Raw genomic sequence first — 20,306 nt, forward strand, 5'->3', positions numbered from 1 at the left:
TACCATCTTTTATTCTAGCCTCGCTGGGCGCGAAATTTCTTTGTAGAAGAGCGAATTATATTCGCAGGTCACATCGTTATCAAAGTAGATTGGGTATGGTGTAAGGTGCGTGAGTTTCCAGCATATCGCTGTTAATTGAGGAACTAAAAAGCCACGCACCCTAACGAGTATAGATAAACCCGCCCTTATTAATTCAGCAATTGTAGAATCCGCTGAAGCGGAATTTCCGCGAAATCTAAGCGGTAATTGAGTTCGTAGGCTAGTTCGGCAACCGCTTTTTCCAAAATGTAAGCATCCAGCAAAACTTGTAGTTCCGGGATAGATTTTGGCAAGAAATTTGCATCGGCGGCAGTCGCCAAATAACTCTTGACAAAAGTCAGGCTAACCCAGCGATGCCAAACGTTCGCCCACTGCTGCATCTCCGGGAGATTTTCAGGGCGAATCATGCCACTTTCTACTTCATTGCGGAGTGCCAAAGTAACAGCATAATTCAAAGATTGCAGCATTCCCGCAACATCTCGCAGGGGCGACCTCTTCATCCGCCGCTCGCTTAAGGGTCGATCGCGTTCTCCTCCGAAATCAATAATTACGAAGTCTTTGCCTGTATAAAGAACTTGCCCGAAATGAAAGTCCCCGTGACAGCGAATTCTATCGGCGGTGATTCTCAAGTTCAAAATAGACTTGAAACGTTCCATGAGCAAATCTTCGCGGTTGAGGAGCTTTTGCGCCGATTTTTGTATTTCTGGTGGCAGTTTGGACAGCCGTTTTTTCAGATCCAGCAAAGTTCTTCCTGCCAGATTTCTCATGTGTTGATAAATGGAACGCTGGTAAAAGGAGGTGAAGCTTTCTGGGGCAAAAGCGGGATTTTCTGCGTCAGAAGCTAAAGCGAGGTGAAGTTCGGCTGTCCGTTGACCTAAAAGTTCGGCTGATGCTAAGTAAGAGCCGATGAGTTCGCGAGCTAATGGCGGAATTTCTAGGGATAAATCGGCTACTAGCGAGTTGGGCTGCCGCTGGGTTTGTCCGGTCAAAGCGTTCGGCAAATAATTTTCGGGGGCAGTAGATAAATTCTCGCTGGAATGCTTTGCTTCTACTGTCATTACTTGCTCGAAATAGTCCCGCAGTGTGTCTAATGTATAAGACCAAGCATCTACGCTGTCGGGGATTAATTTTTGTAGGATTCCGACTGTAAGGACTTGTTTTGCTGCTGTGTGATATTCCAATGCTCCGGCAATTGGAGCATAGTGTTGGATCGAGTTGCCATCTGTTAAAAAGCGTCCGATTTCTAATTCGGGGTTGATTCCTTCCTCGACTTTTCGCAATATTTTCAGGACGAAGCGGTCGCCGTAACCTGCAGATGTATTGCTTTGTTCTTTTTTGAACACGTGGGGGTCGAGGTGGGATAAATCTTCTTCTGAGCTGAATGCACTGTCGGCAATTCCTACCAGTTGACCTGCAACACCTCTGTAACTGCGAGAATTGCCGATCGCCCCCAGCAGCGCGGTCAGAAAACCTTTCTCCCCAGCAGCATCAAATAGTACCCCGATTTCCTTTTTGGTTTCTGGGAAATGCAGGCGCGCGATCGCCCGATCGTCCACATCGCCTTTAATCTCTTCCCACCCTAAAGGCAAAACGTAAGTTTCCGGCATACCTTCAGTATAATTCAACTGCAAAAACAGAATGTAAACTTGAGATTCCTCTCCCGCACTATCTTTACATTCAATCGGTACAATCTCACTTATTTCTAAAGATTGAATTGTCCGATCTGAACCGCTAAACCAGCGATTGCGGCGCAGGTATCCCGGCAAAAGATTAAGCAGCATATCGCTTAACTGACTTGTAGCAAAAGCAGTTTTCCAATTGCCTATCACCGCCAAACTAGGCAAGTCTGTATGATGACCGTGCAGCGAAAAATCTTCGTGTTTAACAGTAAGAGTAAACCAGTAAAACGTGTGAGGACTCAAACTCAAAAAGTAAGGATTCTCGCCAACAGCAGGAAACTCCGTGCGGCCGAAAATCTCCACCGGAACAGCACCTTTAAAGGGCGCCAGGTCTAATTCTGCCGTCTGGACGAAGCGTGACAAATTAGCCACTACGAGGATGTGTTCGTCTTGATAAGTGCGTACAAAAGCTAAAACTTTGCGGTTTTCCGGGTACAGAAACTCGCAAGTTCCGCGACCGAATGCTTGGAAGCGCTGCCTAATTGCAATCAGGCGTTTCATCCACCACCACAGAGAACTCGGATTCGCCCGCTGCGCGTCCACGTTAACAGATTCGTAGTGATATTCAGGATCAACAATTGGCGGTGCGTACAGCCGCTGCGGGTTGGCGCGACTAAAACCGGCATTGCGATCGCCACTCCACTGCATCGGAGTTCTCACCCCGTTGCGATCGCCCAAATAGATATTGTCTCCCATGCCAATTTCATCGCCGTAGTAAAGCACCGGCGTACCCGGAAGAGACAGCAGCAAAGCATTCATCAACTCGATACGGCGGCGGTTATTTCCCATCAAAGGAGCCAAGCGGCGGCGGATGCCCAAATTAATTCTCGCCTGAGTGTCTTGAGCGTAAACCCGATACATATAATCTCGGTCTTCATCACTCACCATTTCCAGCGTCAATTCATCATGATTCCGCAAAAATAATGCCCACTGACAATTATTGGGAATATGTGGAGTTTGTTGGAGAATGTCGCTAATTGGGAAGCTATCTTCCATATGCAAAGCCATAAATAAACGCGGCATTAGCGGAAAATGAAAGTTCATGTGACATTCATCCCCATTCGCGTAATATTCAACCGCATCCTCCGGCCACTGATTCGCCTCAGCCAGCAGCATCCGGTTCGGGAATTTCTCATCTACGTGCTGCCGCAATTGCTTCAGGAATTGGTGAGTTTCTGGCAGGTTTTCGCAGTTAGTACCTTCGCGCTCGTACAGGTAAGGCACCGCATCCATTCGCAGTCCGTCTACTCCCAGTGCCAACCAGAAATCTACTACATCTAAAATGGCTTGGCGGACGGCGGGATTGTCGTAATTCAAATCTGGTTGGTGGGAATAAAAACGGTGCCAGTAATAAGCTTTTGCTACCGCATCCCAAGCCCAATTAGATGTTTCAAAATCTTGGAAAATAATCCGAGCATCTTGATATTTTTCCGGCGTGTTACTCCACACATAAAAATCTCTTTCGTTACTGCCTTTCGGGGCGCGACGCGCTCGCTGAAACCAAGCGTGCTGGTCGGAAGTGTGGTTAACAATTAACTCAATAATGACTCGAATTCCCCGTTGGTGCGCTGCTTCTAAAAGGTCTTTAAAGTCCTCTAATGTGCCGTAAATCGGGTTGACCGTAGTATAGTGAGATGTATCGTAGCCGTCGTCTCGGAGCGGCGAGGGAAAAAATGGCAGTACCCAAATTGCTGTTACTCCCAAGTTTTGCAGGTAATCCAGTTTTTCTGTCAGTCCTCTAAAGTCGCCGATCCCGTCTGCATTGCTGTCGGCAAAAGCCCGAACTGGTACTTCGTAAATAATCGCGTCTTTGAACCACAATGGGTCGTCATTTAACATTGAGTTTGGCATAATTTGTAGCGATGATTGGTAATTGGTAATTTCTACTTAAAATTTGGTAATTGGGATTTGTTAGTTCCAATCCAAACTGATAAATCATAACTTATAATTTGGCCGCTATTCCTCATGCTAGCGGCAGACTTTTAATCGTAATTTATTAACGCAAAACTTATAATTTCTTAACTATAAAATCTCAACAATCTGTTTTGCTATTTAGGATACAGTTCACAATCCGGGTACTGTGCTAGCTACCGATGCGCGGTGCACACCCTACCAAGGCGTGTCAACTTAAGCCTGAAACCCCTCTGTATCTCTCGCTGGTAGTCCAGTGTAGATCCCCCTAAATCCCCCTTGATAAGGGGGACTTTGAGAACACTCTTGTCCCCCCCTTATTAAGGAGGGCTAGGGGGATCGATCCCTTGTTGACACTAAGCGCACCCTACAGACTCAGGATGAGGTGCGGTATTTACTACCTGCCGGACGGTTGCCACGGCCTTACAGTACCTTGACGTTTATTACAAACTTTCGTTACATTAGTTTACATAAAGCAACAAAAGTTAAGGAAAAAGCAAAAATGACTATTGTAATCGCTCTTTTAATCGTCGGTTGGGTCGCAGCCTCAGTAATTGGCACTCAAGCATATTTCCTCGGGGAACAGTCAAAGCCCATCCACGAGCGGAATTGGAACGATGAATCTTTTGAACAACTGGCAAAATCAGTGACGGGAACAGAAATTGATTACCGCGTTCGCGTTCCCGCCTACAGCATGGACGCCTATGGCAGCCGCACGATGTCTAATTCTTGACATCTTTCACCATTTTTAATAATAGGCAGGATGCCTGTTCCACAAGAAAATTGATTGTGTGTGGAACAGGCATCTTGCCTGTTCCTAATTTTCAATAACAGGCAGGATGCCTGTTCCACAAGAAAATTGATGGTTTGTGGAACAGGCATCTTGCCTGTTCCTAACTATTCGGCAACTACAAACTGTTACCGACTAGCGCTGGGCGAGACTCTTTTTTGCGAAATTGCAAAGAGTTATTTTCACAGTCGATCGCAATTGTATCACCCTCCACAAACGCATTTTCCAGAATCTTGTTAGCCAGCGGGTTTTCCAACTCCCGCTGGATAGCGCGTTTCAAGGGACGAGCGCCATAAACCGGGTCGTAACCGACATCTGTGATATGGTTTTTCGCCGCATCGGACAGTTCCAAAGTAATTTTTTGCTCGGCCAACAAACGCTCGATCCGCTTGACTTGAATGCTGACAATTTGCCGCAATTCGACCTTGCTCAAAGTGTGGAACAAAATTATCTCGTCCACCCGATTGAGAAATTCGGGTCGGAAGTGCGATCGCAGGGCTGTCATCACCCGTTTTAACATCTGTTCGTACTCTTGGTCTGTCTCCCGGTCTTGAGTCAATAAATTTTCATTTTCAGTCTTGTTTTCAGTCTTGTTTTCACTCTTAGTTACACTATCAACATCAACTCGCTGGGCCGACACCTCAACAGTACCGTCGGCAGCGACTTTATAATCTGTCTTTTGACTTGACAAATCTTTCGTTTCCTGCTTCCGACTCGCAGGTTTTTTGACGGTTTTTTCCTTCTTAGTAAACACGTCTAAAATGTGGTCGCTGCCGATATTGCTAGTCATCACAATTACGGTATTTCTAAAGTCAACCACTCGACCTTGAGAATCGGTAATTCTGCCGTCATCCAACACTTGCAGCAAAATGTTAAATACGTCGGGGTGCGCTTTTTCCACTTCGTCAAACAGCACTACCGAATAAGGATGTCTCCGCACTGCTTCGGAAAGTTGTCCGCCTTCGTCGTAACCGACATATCCGGGAGGAGCTCCTACCAACCGGGACACGCTGTGCTTCTCCATGTATTCCGACATATCGATGCGGACGATCGCATCATCGCTGTCAAACAAAAACTCCGCCAACGCCCGCGCTAACTCAGTTTTTCCGACGCCTGTGGGGCCCATAAACAAGAAAGAGCCGATCGGCCTTCCGGGATCTTTCATCCCCGCCCTAGCGCGCCGAATTGCCGCTGCCACGGCTGTTACAGCTTCCTCTTGACCGATGACTTTTTGGTGCAAGTGTTTTTCCAATTGCAGCAATTTTTGGCGTTCAGATTCTAACAACCGGTTAACCGGAATACCTGTCCATTTAGCGACAATTTCCGCAATATCGCCCTCAGTAACTTTTTCGCGCAGCAGGGAAGAACCTTGAGCTTGCTGTTTCAAAAGTTCCGCTTCTTTGGCTTCGCGATCGCGCACCGCCGTTTCCAACTTGCCGTACTTTAACTGTGCGGCTTTATTCAAATCGTAAGCCCTTTCTGCCTGTTCGATTTGGACTCGCAATTGGTCTTCTTCTGCTTTCAATTTATTGATTGCATCCAACAACTGCTTTTCGCCCAACCACTGAGAGGACAATTTTTCCTGCTTAACTTTTAAGATGTCAATCTCAGATGTGATGCGTTCGACGCGGAAGCCGAGGCCAGGGGCTAGAGCACCTTTTCCTTCGCCCTCGATCGACAATTTTTCCATTTCCAACTGCATCACCCGGCGGTCGATTCCTTCCAATTCCACAGGTTTAGAGGTAATCTCCATTTTCAAGTGGGCGGCCGCTTCATCTACAAGGTCGATCGCCTTGTCCGGCAAAAAGCGATCGGAAATATAGCGAAAAGACAGAGTTGCAGCAGCTACCAGGGCCGAATCAGTAATTTTTACCCCGTGGTGGCGTTCGTAACGGTCTTTCAATCCGCGCAAAATCGAAACAGTATCTTCAACGCTGGGTTCGCCGACAAATACTTGTTGAAATCTGCGTTCCAAGGCAGGATCTTTTTCAATATTCTTGCGGAATTCGTCGAGAGTTGTAGCGCCGATGCAGCGCAATTCGCCTCTCGCCAACATGGGTTTTAACAAATTTCCCGCATCCATTCCCGAACCGGAACTGCCGCCGCCACCAGTCCCGACAACCGTGTGCAATTCGTCAATAAATAGGACAATTTGCCCGTCGGAATCGATGACTTCCCGCAGAACAGACCGCAATCGTTCTTCAAATTCGCCCCGGAATTTGGCCCCAGCAATTAAACTGCCCATGTCGAGGCTGAATAGCTGGCGATTTTTCAAAGATTCGGGTACGTCGCCGTTGACAATTCGCTGCGCTAAACCTTCGGCGATCGCCGTTTTTCCGACTCCGGGATCGCCAATTAACACTGGATTGTTTTTTTGGCGGCGGGAAAGAACTTGTACCACGCGGCGGATTTCCTCGTCGCGGCCGATTACTGGGTCGAGTTTGCCGGCTTTGGCGGCTTCTGTCAAATCGCGGCCGTACTTGCTGAGGGCGTCGGAGTTAGCTTCGCCATCTTGATCTTGGGCTTTAGCGTTGCTGCGGCTGCCTTTCCCCGTTTCGGAATTTTTTTCTTGGGCTTTAGCAGTGGCGCGGAAAGATTTGATGGCTTCTTCGAGTTTTGGTCGATCGAGTGTACCGGCTGGGGGTTTGCGATCGTAACCGGGGCGACCCGGCGGGCCGTCGCCTTTTGTCAGCAACCTGCGGCCGACTCGTTCGTCTTCTACTAAGCCAATTAATAAATGTTCAACGGCGATAAAATTATCTTGCCAAGTCGCCCTGGTGGCCTCGGCAACATCTAACATCACTTCTAAGCCGCGACCGAGGTATAGTTGGTCAGCGTTGGCAACTCTGGGCTGTCGTTTGGCAAAAGCATCTAACTGCTGGGCCAACCGGGGGGCATCGACTCCAGCTTTGCTGAGAATGCTGTTGGCCTGGCCTTGCTGTTCGAGAAGGGCAATGGCTAAATGTTCAACCTCTAGCTGCTGATTGGCAAAGCGGCGGGCTACATCCTGGGATTTGACAATGGCTTCCCAGGCTTGATCTGTAAATTTGCTAGGGTCTGTTGGCTGCACGTTGGTTCCTCGCAATCAAGGGGATTCCTGTTGTTATCCGTTAATACATCGTCTCACAACCATCATAATCTTTAAACAGGATTATGAATTTATGAGTGCGGTTAACTAGGGCGGAAGTTGTGACCTAATTGACCTGTTGCAAAAGCTTACACTCCGCAATCCACCCCGAATTTTGGTGCGTTCAGACCGACTCTGGCGATACCCTTGGGGAGAGGTTCGCTGGCCGTACTTATAAAAATATTGCCCGAAACAAGATTTTTTATCGGCTGAGACTTATGCTATTTCCCACTTACCAATTTCTAGTTTTTTTCCTAATTATTTTTAGCCTGATCGTCTCTGTGAAACCCCAAGTCGATTTGTATAAAATTGTCTTGTTAGTTGCGAGTTTATTATTTTATTCGTTTTGGAGTTTTGACTTTCTCTTGCTCCTCATTTTCTCTACAGTCTACAATTATATCATTCTCCGGGTTCTCTGCAAGAGTAAGTATAAAAAATTTGCTTTAATCTCCGGTCTAATTTTCAACATTGGCTATCTCGGCATCTTTAAATATTGCAACTTCTTTGTAACTTCTTTATTTGAGGTACTGAACCAGCTACAAATTCCAGCCAACTTTCCAGTTTTGCAAATAATCGCCCCCGTCGGCGTGTCGTTCTACACTTTTAGAATGATTTCTCATTTAATCGACTGCTACCAGCAAAAAATCCCTTGTCCGAAATTTGTAGACTATGCCGCCTACATTACCTACTTTCCCCAAATTGCCTCCGGGCCAATCTCGCGAGCTCGCGAATTTTACTTGCAGCTAAATTCACCGGAAAAATATGACTATAAAATTGAAGAAGTTATAGTTTTGATTTTGTCGGGACTCTTCAAAAAATATACTTTATCGAGCTTTTTGTTTAACTTCACTGACTTGCCATTCAAAGTCCCCCAGCAGTACAGCAGCATCGATTTAATCCTCGCGGCAATTTCCTATTCCTGTTTGATTTACGTAGATTTCAGTGGCTATTCAGATTTAGCCAACGGCATCTCCTGTTTGCTGGGTTTTAAACCCATTGCCAACTTTAATATGCCATACCGATCGCTCAGCCTGCAAGAATTTTGGAAAAGGTGGCACATCAGTCTTTCCGAGTGGCTGAGGGATTACGTTTACTTTCCCTTTGGTGGCAACAAATACGGCAAGTTGAGGAAGTACGTAAATTTACTGATGACAATGGCGATCGGTGGATTGTGGCACGGCGCAGGTTTAAACTTTATTTTCTGGGGAGCAATTCACGGTTTAGGATTAATTGTCAACCATTTATGTAAAGATATCCCCCAAGCTATCCACTTTAAATTAGACTATGCCTTTCCCAGATTTGCTAAATTTTGCAGTTGGCTGCTAACATTTACTTTTGTTACTTGTAGCTGGGTATTTTTCGGCACTCCCAACTGGGAAACTGCGGTGAGTTTTTTTCAAGGAATTGTCTATCCTGCCGTCACAACTTTTCAGTTTAACTTTTGGCAATTGTATGTAGTAATTGCAGTCATTGGCGCGATCAACTTGTGGGGCGATCGCATCTCCCAACTATTGCAAACCGTATTGTCATTAAAAAACATTTTCTTCCGGGTTGTCTTTGTTTCGCTGCTCGTGTATACTATCTTGATGTTGGGGCCGAGTACCATGCCGCCTTTTATTTACTTTAATTTCTAAGAAATATGAAAGACCGGGAAATTTTGCTGATTGTTACTTCTGTAATTCTCACTTTAATATTTTCAAACTTATCATTATTTCTCAAAAGCTTTGCTTCAACTCCTTTCGCCAGTCCAGAAATTAAACAAGCTGCGCGCCTGATCGAAATAGACGGTTTCCGAAAATCCGAACAAGATTTTTGGAGCAAAATTAAAGATATTAACTTCGATAGCCTCCCGAAAGAATCAGAACTTCCTCCTGTCCAAACCGAAACAAAAGCAGCCGTTGAACCCCCAAAGCCTGCTAATGCTAAAAAACCAACTCCCGCTAAAAAACCAACCCCAGCTAAACCCAAACTGACCAGACCTTATCGCAGATTTTTATTTATTGGAGATTCCGTAATGTTCGACTTAGGAATTCAACTCCAGTACACTCTTAAGAAAAAATACAATATCGCCGATACGAAAATTGACTACAAGGTCTCGACCGGATTAAATCGGATAGATTATTATGATTGGTATGCCCGAACTCGCCAAACTCTTAATAATTACCAGCCGGATGTAGTGATAGTTTTGTTCGGGGCTAATGACCGTCAAAATATTATAGATTCTCAAGGAAAAGCCCGGGCTGTTATGACCAAAGAATGGCAAAAAGCTTATCAAGAAAGAGTTGAAAAATATGCCAATTTACTGGATTCGTCATCCGTGAGAAAAGTGTATTGGGTCGGTCAATCGATTCCTAACAAATCTTCGTATCTCAAAGCTTTTCCGATCATGAACGATATTTATAAAAGTGCCAGCAAATCTTCATCCAAAATCGAATTTATTTCTACTTGGGAGACTTTTGCACAAGCAGGAAGATTTGTTCCAGTAGTTGCTAATAAATCCGGTAAGCGAGGCTATGTGAAAAATAATGACGGCTTGCACTTTACCTCCCACGGAGCTCAAATTATCAGCGACTTAATCGTTGACAAAATGGTAAGCGACAAAATATTAAAAGCTCCGACAAAGAAATAACTATAGTAGGTTGGGTTTCGTTGCCCAACCTAAAATTTGGACATTTGACCAATTATTGCAAAATTATATATTTAGTTAGGGGCGCACATTGGCCTTGATCAACTAGGTTTATAGGGAAAATATAGGCTTGAGTTATAATAAATTTACTCGTGAAACCGGGTTTCTAATTGCCTATACGTCCAGGACTAATATTGACAAAAAGCAGCAGTAGATCTAAAATTGAATTGAGCATCAAACAACAGCGCCAAGATATAGTAATTGTCATCGCGACAAATTATGACGAGCAATTTGTGGAAACTCGATCGCACTAACATCCCTGAGTCAATGGGGTGCAGCGGCACAGCGCTAATCTTCACTCTCACTAAATATACTCAACCTTGGCAAAGAATAAACCTAGTTGAAAAAATCCTGCAACAGTGCGGTATCGATCCTTTTGCTGAAGTTTTGGGCGTACCCAACAGCGGAATATTCAGAGAAAATATACCGGAATCCGTCAGAAAACCGCATCCGAATTTGCTGTTTCGCGCTTTGGCAATTCAGGCATTGGGGAAGGTGCGAGAGGGACTGATATCAAGTGAGAGAAAGGCTAGAGCAAGTAATTTTAGCAAAAATCTGCTGGCGGCGTTAGAACAGGAAGCGGTAGGGGGATCTACTCCTTTAATTCGGTGGTCTGCGGCTGTTAGTATTAAGTCAATTTCGTTGGATGAAGCAGGGCAAGGGCAAGGCAAGGAAGGTGCTGTCAATGTCACAATCAATGCAGGGGAAATTGAGCGGCTGATTGTAGAAGAGCAAATTAAACTGTTAGCAAGCAACAAATTTGCTTTGGACGACAGCAGCAGAAATGACAGCCACAAGGAATATGAGAATTGTCTCGATTTTTGGGTGTACGGCCCTAGCTGGCTGCTGCCCAGTCTGCCAATGGATTGCGAGGAATATCTGTTTTGGATCGATCGAGTATTTGCTGCGATCGCACTTAGAGGCCCGTACAAATTGAATGCCGAAAACGATGCAGCGGTAAAAAACTTTTTGGAAGTTGCAGAAAATAATTTTAATGACTTGGAATTATCTAAAATACTTGCCCAAATTTTTGAGTTTCTGCATCACCCCGAAGCGAAAGTCAAAAATTTAGCTGCAATTATTTTAGCACCCTACAAAGACAAGCTGGAGCGAAAATCGGCGCAGATTCTGACAGCGCTCCTATATAAATTTAATGTAAAATATCAGCCTTTAGAATCCCTGACTCTTCCCGAAATCGAGGAGTACAAAGCGTCACTGTATTTCGGTAAAAGGGAAATTGACGACTTGTATTGTGAGGCTTTGGCGCTGTGCGGCGATCGGGATGTCGAACTCGCAAGTTTCTTGTCAGCAAAACAGAGGGAATACCAAAATACTGTAGACGAGCATATCAACAATCTCAGCAAGTTAGTGAAGTCGATCGTAGATTGCCAGAGCTTGTTAGATGCTAATAGGGAACTTTTGTATTTGACTATAGAGCGGCTGCAAAAATGGGATTACACCCTAAGCCATAAACTGTCTGTGCACCGCAAGAAACTCCAAAACCTCAGTTTTGACAAAAGCACCTCCGAGCAGTGCATAAACCTTGACAACGAGCTAAATTATATCAGAGAGTCTTTGCAATATACTTTGTATGAAGTCACATCAAAAATTAACAGCCTAATTAGAGATTTAGAACTTTCTGTGTCTAAAAATAAGAAGACTGCCACAGATATGTTTAAGTGGACGTGGGTATTGTTGGGAGTCTGGTTTTCAGTAGGGCTGCTCTTGTATTTATCGGATTCAGTGATTAACTCGATATTCACCATCAGCTACACAAGCGAATTTCTAGTTTATTGGACTATTTTATTTAGTGTGATGGTGGTATTTTTGTTAGTATTAGCTGTATTCTTTTCCGCGCTCGCTGCCTTAGACAAGCGCCGAGAATCTAAATTAATCCCTAAATTTGATAGTTTAAGTCAAATAGGCAACAGTTTTTCTATTTTGTGGCAAAAGAGTTACTTGCAGCAGTTTGTACCGTCGGTGCGATCGCATCAGTAGGGTACCCCGGAACCAGAGTTAGAAACTCACTCAAAAAGTGGGTTTCCGGGGCACCATACTAAAACGCAGCCGCCACTGCGATGAGTGGCTGCTAATGACCTTGGTCATAGTTTCAGCAATGGATTTTTGTTTTGTGCAGATGAACTCACCGTTTTCTCGATTCTGTTCAACCTCGTCTCTGGACGTTTAGCACTTTGAATCCAAAGGAGAATGTTTTTTTTAGTGGTGTTATTGAATTCTGTAAAGCATCTGTTCGCAGTCTCGTCTAACGCCAAGGCTTGTTTTAAGTCTTCTGGAATAATTAACGCTTCGATCTCATCTAAGATCGTCCATGAAAAATCTTGTTTTGCCGCTGCAATTTTTGCTAACCCCGCCTCGGTCATCTGTCCCAGCGCGATCAGTTCTTCGATATATTGCTTGTTCAGTTTCGACCATACACTTTTGGGCTTGCGGGGTGTGAAGATTTGCCGATAACGCGCTTCGTCCAAGGATTGGACTTTGCTATCAATCCAACCAAAGCAAAGTGCCTCTTTCACGGCTTCGCTGTACAGAACGCTCGATCGACCGCTTTTGACCTTGTAATAGACGAGCCAAACGCCGATCGAGTCCTGATGATTTTGCTCCAACCATTGCCGCCAGCAGGCGCGATCGCTGGCATAGATCGTATCGAGTTTGTCGTCAAATTTCGGCATAATCAAAGAAGGGTCTATCATCGACAGTAAGGTGCCCCGGAACCAGAGTTAGAAACTAACTCAAAAAGTTGGTTTCCAGGACGCCCTAGCAAGAGAGGTTCTAGGATGCGCTTACCGCAGCTACTTTCTGACTGCTGCTGCTTTGATTTTCCAGTTGAATTAATTCAACTTTATATCCATCTGGGTCTTGCACAAAAGCGATGACTGTTGAACCGTGCTTCATCGGGCCGGGTTCCCGAATAACTTTACCGCTGCGGGCTTTAATTTCTTCGCAAGTACCGTAAATGTCGTCAACGCCGATCGCAATATGACCGTAAGCATCACCCAAATTGTACTCTGTGACGCCCCAGTTGTATGTTAATTCCAAAACTGTAGTGTCCGATTCATCGCCGTAGCCCACAAAAGCCAGAGTAAATTTACCGTCTGGATAGTCCTTTTGCCGCAGCAATTTCATGCCCAGAACCTCAGTGTAAAATTTGAGGGATTCTTCCAGGTTGCCGACTCGGAGCATCGTGTGTAGTAGTTGCATTTAGCTCACTCCAAATTTTTTAAGCTTCCTCAATTTTAGCGATATCTCCCTGGAAAAAACCGCCTCGGCAAAGTTTACTTGGTTTTAGCTGGCTTTTTACTGAACAAAAACCACCATAATTCTAAACCAATTAATGTCAGTCCGCCTGCTGTTACGCCTATTTTTAAACTTAACGGCTGTTCGATATGCCGAAATTGAGCTGTTGATTTTGCCGGATGAGTTGAGATTTGATTTGCTCGAACCCCCGATGCAATTCCGAGCATAATTCCTAAACTTCCGAGGCTTCCTAACATTTGGCGCTGGTTCAACATTTTTTAAATTTATCCTATGACTGTTGACTGTTGACTGTTGACTGTTGACTGTTGACTGTTGACTAATGACTGATGACTGATGACTGATGACTGATGACTGTTGACTGATGACTAATGACTAAATTTATGCAATAGATTTGGGTTTGAAATTCCGCAATCGCAAAGCATTAGTAAGTACAGAGACTGAACTGAAAGCCATTGCTGCACCGGCGATAATTGGATTGAGCAGCCAGCCAAAAATGGGGTACAAAATCCCCGCCGCGATCGGTATTCCAGCGATATTATAAATAAACGCAAAAAACAGATTTTCGCGGATGTTCCGCATGGTGGCGCGGGAAAGTTTAATTGCTGTAACTATGCCTTGCAAATCTCCTGAAATTAAGGTAATGTCGCTGGCGGCGATCGCCACATCTGTGCCGGTGCCGATCGCAATTCCCACGTCTGCTAAGGCCAAAGCCGGTGCATCGTTTATCCCGTCTCCCACCATCGCGACAATTTTTCCTTCGCCTTGCAGGGCTTGGATTTGAGCTGCTTTTTGGTCGGGTCTAACTTCGGCAAAAACACGAGTAATGCCTACGGATTGGGCGATCGACTCCGCAGTCGCGCGATTATCCCCCGTCAGCATCGCCACCTCCAAACCAAGTTTTTGAAGTGCTTTCACCGCCTGCGCTGACGACGGTTTGAGAGCATCAGCAATGCCGAGAATTGCCTCTATTTTGCCTTCTACAGACATCCAAACAACCGTTTTGCTCGCAGCTTCCAAAGCTCTCGCGCGCAGTTCCAAATATTCAGTATCGCAGCCTAACTCCTGCATCCACCTCAGCGTTCCCAGGGCGATCGACTTTCCCTCCACAACCCCGCGCACGCCGCTTCCCGCGATCGCCTCAAAATCCTTAACATCCGTCAAATTAACCTCTTGAGATTGAGCGTATCTAACAACAGCTTCCCCCAAAGGATGCTCCGAATTTCGCTCTACTGACGCCGCCAATTGCAGCAACTTTAACTCATTGCTGTTCGCCGTTCCTTTAATTGTCACAAAATCAGTTACAGTCGGCTTACCTTCCGTGAGAGTTCCAGTTTTATCTAATACGATAATTTGGATTTTATGAGCCAATTCTAAACTCTCGGCTCCTTTAATTAAAATCCCATTTTCTGCACCTTTACCCGTGCCAACCATCACAGCAGTCGGAGTCGCTAAACCCAAAGCGCAGGGACAGGCAATAATCAGCACTTCCACCATTGTCACTGTGGCGAGAGTGAAGTTTCCCGTCGCGTTAAACCAGATAATAAAAGTAGCTAAAGCGACGGCAATTACTACAGGAACAAACCAACCAGTCACTTGGTCTGCTAACTTTTGAATCGGTGCTTTTGACCCCTGTGCGTCCTGCACCATCTTGACAATTTGAGCTAGAAATGTATCTTTTCCCACTCTTGTCGCCCGAAACTTTAAACTGCCAGTTTTGTTAATTGTGGCTCCGATAACTTCGTCGCCAAGCTGCTTTTTGACAGCCAAACTTTCTCCCGTAACCATTGCTTCGTCTACCGTCGAAGCACCCTCAATTACCTCTCCGTCTACGGGGATTTGCTCTCCCGGCCGCACCTGCACGATGTCGCCAATTTCCACTTGGGCGATCGGCACTTCCAACTCTTCCCCGTTGCGAATTATCCGAGCAGTTTTTGCTTGCAAACCCATGAGTTTGCGAATGGCCTCCGAAGTCTCTCCCTTGGCCCGATTTTCTAGGGTTTTCCCCAACAAAATTAAGGCGATAACGCTGGCGGCAACTTCGTAGTAAACGCCAGAATTTAAACCTTGGGCTGTGAATAAACCTGGGAAAAATGTCACAAATACAGAATAAAAGTAAGCAGCACTTGTACCCAAGGCAATCAGAGTATCCATTGTCGCCACCCGCCGTTTTAGGGATTTCCAAGCTCCCACATAAAACGATTTCCCGCACCAAAATTGTACGGGGGATGTCAGGATTAATTGCACCCAATAATTGTGCAGCCATGCGGGAATAAATGGCAGATGCAAGCCGGTCATCGCTGGAATAGCGCCCACAACTAGCAGGATGCTGATGATACCTGCTGTCCAGAGTTTCCGCTGCAAGGTTTGAGATTCAGATTTGCGATCGGCTTGTTCGGAATCATCCTCTGGCGCTGCCATTTCTTGAAGCGGCAAAGCTTGGTATCCCGCATCATCAACAGCAGATTGAATGGTTTCTAAGTTGGTTTGCTTGGAGTCGTATTGGATGGTTGCTTGTTCCATCCCAAAATTGACATGACACTCAATTACGCCGGGAACAGATTGAATTGCTTGTTCGATAGATGAAGCACAAGAAGCACAACTCATGCCCCGCAATTTAAGTGTGAGATTGTCCATAGATGCCATCCTCAATGAGACATTTACCCTTTGTCTTTAAATAGTTGGATAGCCCGCCGATGCGATCGCTTTCCTAACTTCACTTTCTGACTTAGCGGTTTGAATCGTGACCAATTTTGTCTTGAGATCCGCCTCAACCGTTGAGGCTGAGTCAATGGCTTGGACTGCTTTTGTGATTGTAGTCGCACAAGCAGAACAAGCCATTTTAGGAACTTTTAGCTGTAAAGTCATAATTTGAACCTCAGCAGAAACTACTCTGCTCAATCAATGAATTAACTCCATTGTAAAGTCTCCAGTACACAGGAGAGTCAAGGGGAATTGCAAAATAAATCAGGAATTATGAAAAAACTGGTTTGACACGCTACCCCTAGGGTAAGGCACGCACTGTGCACCCTACATAATTAGATTCAAGTGAGTTCTGTAAATCTTAAATTTGAGTGCGATCGACGGCACAGAAATAATTCTTTACAAGTTTGCCACAAAAATTTCATCCTAATTTCATTTATATATGAAAAACTGAAAATAAATGGCAGTTTTAAGGATATAAGCTCTATGAAACCAACTTCATTGAAAACAGGCTTTGCAGCGCTGATGTTGACCGCCACAGCCGCTTTTACCAGTGGAGTGCTTGCAGCTTGTTCAAATGCCCCTTCCAGTGAAACTCCCGCCCCAAATGTTACGGCTGCAACCGAAGCAAACAACAAGCAAGACGTGGTACAAGGCGGTGGCATGGGTGGCATGAATCATGGCATGAATCATGGCATGAATCACGATATGTCAATGGATTTAGGCACTGCTGATGCCGACTACGATTTGCGATTTATTGATGGCATGACAGTACACCATCAAGGTGCTGTAAACATGGCTCAAGATGTGCTTAAACAATCCAAACGCCCGGAAATGAAGAAACTTGCCACTGATATAATTGCTGCTCAAAAACGCGAAATAAATCAAATGAAAGAGTGGCGAAAAACTTGGTATCCCAAAGCCAGCAGTACGCCGATGGCTTATCACGGTCCCATGGGTCACATGATGGCAATGACTCCCGAACAAATGCAAAGCATGATGATGAGCATGGATTTAGGGGCCGCTGACGACCAATTTGACTTGCGATTTATCAATGCGATGATTCCTCACCACGAAGGAGCTTTAATGATGGCTGAAGATGCTTTGAAGAAGTCAAAACGCCCGGAAATGAAGAAATTAGCTCAAGAAATTCTGACTTCGCAAAAGCAAGAAATTCAGCAAATGAAACAGTGGCGCCAAGCTTGGTATAAACAGTAATTGGGAGCATCTGACTTTTGCACCCAAGCTAGAAATTGGAGGCAGGAGACAGGAGCCAGGAGGAAAGAGTCAGAAGGAAGGAGCCAGAAGAAGTGTTTTTACAAATATGAAATGCTCCCCAGTAATTTAGCTCACCTCAACAAAACGTGACCCAAATCCAGAAAATGAGTGACATTAATCACAGTAGCTCAATAGTTAAGAAAATACTTGCTTCACAAAAGCCCGAAATTGAGCAAATGAAAAAGTGGCGACAACCTTGGTAGACAAAGTAATGTAGCTCGACTGTGGCTGTCAGCATTTGTCTGACTCCACCTCAGTTTCCTGAGAGTATCTACACATACTGTAGATAATTGAACCCTCATACCTCTCAAGTAGTAGAAAGTTACGTAAGAATACTGTAGACAATGGATCGGCTCTACCTATAAAGTAGTAGATAGGTCAGCAAAAAGCTATATAGATAGAAGGGGTAGTGTATGATATTGAATAGCTTGGAATTAAACACCACTTATAAATCAAATACAGCCGTAGATGAGCTAGTGAGCTCATTGAAAAACGAAATTGAAGCGCGAGCAGAGATAAAAAAACCGGAAAAAAATATACAGCCCAATCGCTTGTCATTAGGCGAAACTTATCTTCGTATTTTAGAATCTGGTGGGCATCTGGGCTGCTGATGCGAAATTTCATCCTAATTTCATTTGACCATGAAATACTAGGTTGAGTAGAGCATTTCTAGCTCTTGGTCATTGCTTAGCGGTCGCTTCTTGGAAAATGCTAATAAGTAACTTTACTTAATGGGTATCACTTACTTACCTTGGCAAAATACCAACTGCTAAACCTGTGGCACTCAACCTGATTTCAAGGACAATGCCAACGATGATATTTCACAAATATGCTCAATATCCGGCAATTATTAGCAGCTTTTCGGGAAGTTTGTTCAGCCTAATTTTCCTAAGTTCTCCTGCCGCTGTTTTTGCCCACGCTGGCCACGGAAATGAATTTCACCAAAGCGGCGAAACAACTCAAACTCCTACTGCTATTTCTGTTGATGCGGAAACATCGAAGCGGATCGGAATTAAAGTTGAGTCAGTGAAAGCTCAGCGATTGGCTGTGGGCATTAAAACTACCGGACAAATTGAGACTTTACCCAACCAAAAAGTAGAAGTGACTGCTCCTGTTGCTGGGAAAGTAGTAGAGTTGCTGGTTAAGCCTGGGGACAAAGTATCAAAAGGTCAACCGCTTGCGGTTTTATCGAGTTCAGAATTAGGACAGTTGCGAGTTGAATCTCTCTCGAAACGTGCCGAAGCTGAGGCAGATTTGCAGCAAGCGGAAGGCGATCTCAAATTAGCACGAGAAAATTACGATCGCCAAAGTCAAATATCCGCCGCAGAAATCGCCCAAGCCCAAACCCAGTTGACAGCGGTAACTAAGCAGTACCAGCAAGAACAAGAATTAGTAAATAATCGTTCCGTGGTGCAAGCCGCTAAAGAAAACTATCAGCGTCAAGTTGAAATAGCGCAAGCAGAAATAGCGCGGGCAGAAACAGAATTAACTATTGCTAAAGAACAGTTCGATCGCGACAAAGAATTAGTGGCATCTGGGGCGATCGCGCGGCGCACAATGCTGGAATCGCAAGCCCACTTCGCCGAAGCACAAGCCACTGTTGCTAAGGCAAAAAGCCGTCCTGAAGTTATCAAAGCCCAAACCGAAATTAAACAAGCCGAAGTAGACCTGCCAATGCGGGAATTGCGGGAATCTCAAGGCAGAGTAGCAGAAGCAAAAGCTCAACTTACCAGAGCTCTGAGCCGCCGGGAAGTCCTAGAAGCCGAGAACCAACTCAAACGCGGCAAAACTGCCGTAGAAGTCGCTCAGTCGCGCATTCGCTTGGCTGATGCAGCCTATCAAGCGCGGCTGCAACAATTAGGAACTGCTGCCAACGAAAAAGGACTCGTTACCGTAGTTGCTCCGATTTCGGGGACGGTCGCCGATCGCGAAATCACCCCAGGCGAGTCAGTAAACGCTGAAAAACCGTTGATGAGTCTGTTAAATGACAGCCGCGTTTTTGCCACAGCCAATATTTACGAAAAAGACCTGAATCAAGTAAAACAGGGTCAGGAAGTCAGGGTAAAAGTCGCTAATTTACCCGATCGCACTTTCAAGGGAAAAATCGCCTTAATTGGGTCATCCGTGGAAGGAGAAACGCGGGTTGTGCCAGTCAAAGCAGAACTAGATAATATTAACGGTGAATTAAAGCCAGGACTGTTTGCGGAGTTGGAGATTTTAACAGACAAAACTGCCACAAATATTTTAGCAATTCCGAGTGCGGCGGTAGTGGATGTTAGCGGTAAAAAAACCGTTTACCTCCAAAATGGCAATGCTTATCAAGCTGTTGAAATTGAACTGGGTCAAACAGCCGGAGATTTAGTTGAAGTGAAGAGGGGTTTATTCGAGGGAGATTTGATAGTAACGCAGCGAGCACCTCAACTTTACGCACAATCTTTGCGGGGCGGCAGCAAGGCCTCAAAAGACGAGGAAAAGAAAGAGGCAACTCCCAAGGCAGCAGAGGTTAATTTTAATAATTTACCCGTGTCTTTATGGTGGGCGGGAATAGGGGGAGGAGTTGCGATCGCATCCCTGACTTTCACAGCCGGCGTGTTGTGGGGAAATCGGCGCAAATTGCCAGCAATAGCAGCGGATTCTGGAAACAATGCTGCAAATAATGGTTTTTCCGCCTCTACATCGACCTGGGACGATGAATTGCTGTTACACAATAACAACCATCACGTTAAAACTCAAGAGACAGAAGTCAAGAGTTTAAAGTAACAGCACGACACGGAAGTCACGGATTGACGGATAGCTGTTTTTATCAATGCCCAATGCCCA

The 20,306-nt window shown here is 45.2% G+C and carries 14 protein-coding genes; 7 read left to right on the forward strand and 7 right to left on the reverse strand.

The window, feature by feature from the left end; translation table 11 throughout:
* Positions 1 to 188 precede the first annotated feature (188 nt).
* Positions 189 to 3,557: a maltose alpha-D-glucosyltransferase gene (gene treS / locus QUA43_RS09445; RefSeq protein ID WP_333373164.1), complete on the reverse strand. Its 3,369-nt coding sequence runs from the start codon at positions 3,555 to 3,557 to the stop codon at positions 189 to 191.
* A gap of 574 nt (positions 3,558 to 4,131) precedes the next feature.
* On the opposite strand from treS, the gene QUA43_RS09450 reads away from it, so the two are divergent.
* Positions 4,132 to 4,362 (forward strand): photosystem II protein, Psb35-related, encoded by a 231-nt coding sequence (locus QUA43_RS09450; protein WP_006634333.1) that lies wholly within the window; start codon positions 4,132 to 4,134, stop codon positions 4,360 to 4,362.
* Between the two features lie 175 nt (positions 4,363 to 4,537).
* Here the strand turns inward: QUA43_RS09450 and QUA43_RS09455 are convergent, their stop codons facing one another.
* A complete protein-coding gene (locus QUA43_RS09455) occupies positions 4,538 to 7,489 on the reverse strand; it encodes an AAA family ATPase (protein WP_333373166.1) in 2,952 nt (983 codons plus the stop codon).
* A gap of 275 nt (positions 7,490 to 7,764) precedes the next feature.
* On the opposite strand from QUA43_RS09455, the gene QUA43_RS09460 reads away from it, so the two are divergent.
* The 3 genes from QUA43_RS09460 to QUA43_RS09470 all read left to right on the forward strand — a co-directional run bounded on the left by QUA43_RS09460 (position 7,765) and on the right by QUA43_RS09470 (position 12,230).
* A complete protein-coding gene (locus tag QUA43_RS09460; RefSeq protein ID WP_333373168.1) occupies positions 7,765 to 9,180 on the forward strand; it encodes an MBOAT family O-acyltransferase in 1,416 nt (471 codons plus the stop codon).
* Between the two features lie 5 nt (positions 9,181 to 9,185).
* Positions 9,186 to 10,175: a DUF459 domain-containing protein gene (locus QUA43_RS09465; protein WP_333373171.1), complete on the forward strand. Its 990-nt coding sequence runs from the start codon at positions 9,186 to 9,188 to the stop codon at positions 10,173 to 10,175.
* Positions 10,176 to 10,451: 276 nt separating this feature from the next.
* Positions 10,452 to 12,230, forward strand: a complete 1,779-nt coding sequence (locus QUA43_RS09470) for a hypothetical protein (protein ID WP_333373173.1) — start codon at positions 10,452 to 10,454, stop codon at positions 12,228 to 12,230.
* A 104-nt stretch (positions 12,231 to 12,334) separates the two neighbouring features.
* Here the strand turns inward: QUA43_RS09470 and QUA43_RS09475 are convergent, their stop codons facing one another.
* The 5 genes from QUA43_RS09475 to QUA43_RS09495 all read right to left on the reverse strand — a co-directional run bounded on the left by QUA43_RS09475 (position 12,335) and on the right by QUA43_RS09495 (position 16,373).
* Positions 12,335 to 12,943 (reverse strand): YdeI/OmpD-associated family protein, encoded by a 609-nt coding sequence (locus QUA43_RS09475; protein WP_333373176.1) that lies wholly within the window; start codon positions 12,941 to 12,943, stop codon positions 12,335 to 12,337.
* 79 nt (positions 12,944 to 13,022) lie between these two features.
* A complete protein-coding gene (gloA, locus tag QUA43_RS09480) occupies positions 13,023 to 13,451 on the reverse strand; it encodes a lactoylglutathione lyase (RefSeq protein ID WP_333373178.1) in 429 nt (142 codons plus the stop codon).
* Positions 13,452 to 13,525: 74 nt separating this feature from the next.
* Positions 13,526 to 13,762 carry a hypothetical protein gene (locus QUA43_RS09485; protein ID WP_333373181.1) on the reverse strand — a complete coding sequence of 79 codons (237 nt, stop codon included), beginning with the start codon at positions 13,760 to 13,762 and terminating at the stop codon, positions 13,526 to 13,528.
* Positions 13,763 to 13,886: 124 nt separating this feature from the next.
* The gene (locus QUA43_RS09490) at positions 13,887 to 16,142 is read right to left on the reverse strand and encodes a heavy metal translocating P-type ATPase (protein WP_333373183.1); all 2,256 of its coding nucleotides are present in this window, start codon (positions 16,140 to 16,142) and stop codon (positions 13,887 to 13,889) included.
* 36 nt (positions 16,143 to 16,178) lie between these two features.
* Positions 16,179 to 16,373 carry a heavy-metal-associated domain-containing protein gene (locus QUA43_RS09495; RefSeq protein WP_333072949.1) on the reverse strand — a complete coding sequence of 65 codons (195 nt, stop codon included), beginning with the start codon at positions 16,371 to 16,373 and terminating at the stop codon, positions 16,179 to 16,181.
* 321 nt (positions 16,374 to 16,694) lie between these two features.
* Between QUA43_RS09495 and QUA43_RS09500 the strand changes: the two genes are divergently transcribed.
* The 3 genes from QUA43_RS09500 (at position 16,695) to QUA43_RS09510 (ending at position 20,246) form a co-directional block, all read left to right on the forward strand.
* Positions 16,695 to 17,426: a DUF305 domain-containing protein gene (locus tag QUA43_RS09500; protein WP_333373186.1), complete on the forward strand. Its 732-nt coding sequence runs from the start codon at positions 16,695 to 16,697 to the stop codon at positions 17,424 to 17,426.
* Between the two features lie 473 nt (positions 17,427 to 17,899).
* A complete protein-coding gene (locus QUA43_RS09505; RefSeq protein WP_333373187.1) occupies positions 17,900 to 18,097 on the forward strand; it encodes a hypothetical protein in 198 nt (65 codons plus the stop codon).
* A gap of 202 nt (positions 18,098 to 18,299) precedes the next feature.
* Entirely contained in the window at positions 18,300 to 20,246 is a 1,947-nt protein-coding gene (locus QUA43_RS09510) for an efflux RND transporter periplasmic adaptor subunit (protein WP_333373190.1), read from the forward strand.
* Positions 20,247 to 20,306 lie beyond the last annotated feature (60 nt).

Origin of the sequence: Microcoleus sp. N9_B4 (assembly GCF_036701635.1) — a bacterium.
Lineage (GTDB): Bacteria > Cyanobacteriota > Cyanobacteriia > Cyanobacteriales > Microcoleaceae > Microcoleus.

Excerpts from the sequence above, each read along its gene's own strand:
- treS (WP_333373164.1), bottom strand. The coding sequence starts at position 3,557 with ATGTTAAATGACGACCCATTGTGGTTCAAAGACGCGATTATTTACGAA.
- QUA43_RS09450 (WP_006634333.1), top strand. The coding sequence starts at position 4,132 with ATGACTATTGTAATCGCTCTTTTAATCGTCGGTTGGGTCGCAGCCTCA.
- QUA43_RS09460 (WP_333373168.1), top strand. The coding sequence starts at position 7,765 with ATGCTATTTCCCACTTACCAATTTCTAGTTTTTTTCCTAATTATTTTT.
- QUA43_RS09465 (WP_333373171.1), top strand. The coding sequence starts at position 9,186 with ATGAAAGACCGGGAAATTTTGCTGATTGTTACTTCTGTAATTCTCACT.
- QUA43_RS09470 (WP_333373173.1), top strand. The coding sequence starts at position 10,452 with ATGACGAGCAATTTGTGGAAACTCGATCGCACTAACATCCCTGAGTCA.
- QUA43_RS09475 (WP_333373176.1), bottom strand. The coding sequence starts at position 12,943 with ATGATAGACCCTTCTTTGATTATGCCGAAATTTGACGACAAACTCGAT.
- gloA (WP_333373178.1), bottom strand. The coding sequence starts at position 13,451 with ATGCAACTACTACACACGATGCTCCGAGTCGGCAACCTGGAAGAATCC.
- QUA43_RS09485 (WP_333373181.1), bottom strand. The coding sequence starts at position 13,762 with ATGTTGAACCAGCGCCAAATGTTAGGAAGCCTCGGAAGTTTAGGAATT.
- QUA43_RS09490 (WP_333373183.1), bottom strand. The coding sequence starts at position 16,142 with ATGGACAATCTCACACTTAAATTGCGGGGCATGAGTTGTGCTTCTTGT.
- QUA43_RS09495 (WP_333072949.1), bottom strand. The coding sequence starts at position 16,373 with ATGACTTTACAGCTAAAAGTTCCTAAAATGGCTTGTTCTGCTTGTGCG.
- QUA43_RS09500 (WP_333373186.1), top strand. The coding sequence starts at position 16,695 with ATGAAACCAACTTCATTGAAAACAGGCTTTGCAGCGCTGATGTTGACC.
- QUA43_RS09505 (WP_333373187.1), top strand. The coding sequence starts at position 17,900 with ATGATATTGAATAGCTTGGAATTAAACACCACTTATAAATCAAATACA.
- QUA43_RS09510 (WP_333373190.1), top strand. The coding sequence starts at position 18,300 with ATGATATTTCACAAATATGCTCAATATCCGGCAATTATTAGCAGCTTT.